We start from the raw sequence: 1,516 nt of genomic DNA on the forward strand, positions 1-1,516 counted from the left end.
TCGGTCGGCAAGTTCAGAACCGGTGGCGCGCCCGCGAGAGCGCGCCGCCAATAGTCGCCCTGCTCCGCCAGCACTGCGTCTGAGAGCCAGCGGCGCTGCCAGACCGCGTAATCCGCATATTGGATCGCCATTTCCGGCATAGGGTCAACACGGCCCTCGTGGAACGCGCCGTAGAGCGCGCTCAACTCGCGGTTCAGAACACCGATCGACCAGCCGTCGGAGACGATGTGATGCAACGTGACGAGGAGCACATGCTCGCGGGCGGACAGCCGGATCAGCCGGCCGCGGGCCAGCGGACCGGCTTCCAGATCGAATGCGCCTAGGCTCTCCTCGACGGTGAGCCGTTGTAAGGCGGCTTCGGCGTCGTCCTGACGGCTGAGGTCATGCTCTGCGAGCGCAAAGCCGACGTCCTCGGCGGCGATGCGCTGAACCGGCTCGCCGTCGACAGTGACGAAAGTCGTCCGCAGCGCCTCGTGCCTGGCGACGAGGCGGTCCAGCGCGCGCCTGAGGGCGTGGCTGTCGAGGTCGCCGCGCAACCGCAGTCCCAGCGGGATGTGATAAGCTTGGCTGACCCGCTCCAGATGCGCCAGGAACCATAACCGCTGCTGCGCAAACGACAAAGGCAAAGGGCCGGCGCGGCTTGCCGGTCCGATCGGCGGCAAGGCGCTCCGGGCACCCTCCCCGGCGGCGGCGGCAAACTCAGCCAGAACCGGCATCGCGAAGAGATCGGCCAGCGGCAGGTCGACGCCAAGGATCTGCCGCAGCCGGGAAAGCATTCTTACCGCAAGCAGCGAATGGCCGCCGAGTTCGAAGAAGTTGTCGTGGCGGCCGATGCGCTCCGCTCGGAGCAGGTCGGCCCAGATCCGCGCCAGAATCTCCTCGGTTTTTCCGCGCGGCGCCTCGAAGTCGCGAGCAGAGAAGGCGTTGCTCTCCGGCGCCGGCAGCGCGTTGCGGTCGAGCTTGCCGTTCGGGTTTAGCGGCAGCGCGTCGAGCATGACATAGGCCGCCGGAACCATGTATTCGGGCAGGCTGGCGGCAAGATAGGCGCGCAGGGTATCGGCCCCTGGCGCAACTGCATCCGGCCGCGTTGTGGTATAAGCGACGAGCCGTTTGTCGCCAGGCGCGTCCTCTCGCGCGAGCACAATCGCCTCGCGCACCGCCGGATGCTCGGCGAGTCGCGCCTCGATCTCGCCGAGTTCGATCCGGAAGCCCCTGATCTTCACCTGGAAATCATTGCGGCCAATAAATTCGATGGTCCCGTCGGGCCGATATCGGCCAAGGTCGCCGGTCAGGTAGAGCCGTTCTCCTTCCACGAAAGGATTGGCGATGAACCTCTCTGCCGTCAGCCCGGGGCGGTTCAGGTAGCCCCTGCCAACCTGCACGCCGCCAATATGAATCTCGCCGGAAGCGCCAATGGGGACCGGTTCGCGATCCCCGTCCAGAATATAGATTCGGGTGTTCGAGATCGGACGGCCGATCGGAACCTTCGCCGTCAAAGCGCCTGCCGGGGAGGTCC

At 66.3% G+C, this 1,516-nt stretch carries 1 protein-coding gene and 1 pseudogene; both read right to left on the reverse strand.

Annotation, left to right across the window (positions count from 1 at the left end; genetic code table 11):
* On the reverse strand, window positions 1-995 hold a 995-nt coding region (locus WCB02_RS08820), incomplete at its 3' end, for a condensation domain-containing protein (protein ID WP_423957570.1).
* 24 nt (window positions 996-1,019) lie between these two features.
* Window positions 1,020-1,496 (reverse strand): annotated as a pseudogene (locus WCB02_RS08825) (AMP-binding protein); the annotation flags it as partial.
* Window positions 1,497-1,516: the final 20 nt, after the last annotated feature.

The sequence above is a fragment of the Bradyrhizobium sp. genome, from assembly GCF_049581145.1.
Classification (GTDB): Bacteria; Pseudomonadota; Alphaproteobacteria; order Rhizobiales; family Xanthobacteraceae; genus Bradyrhizobium.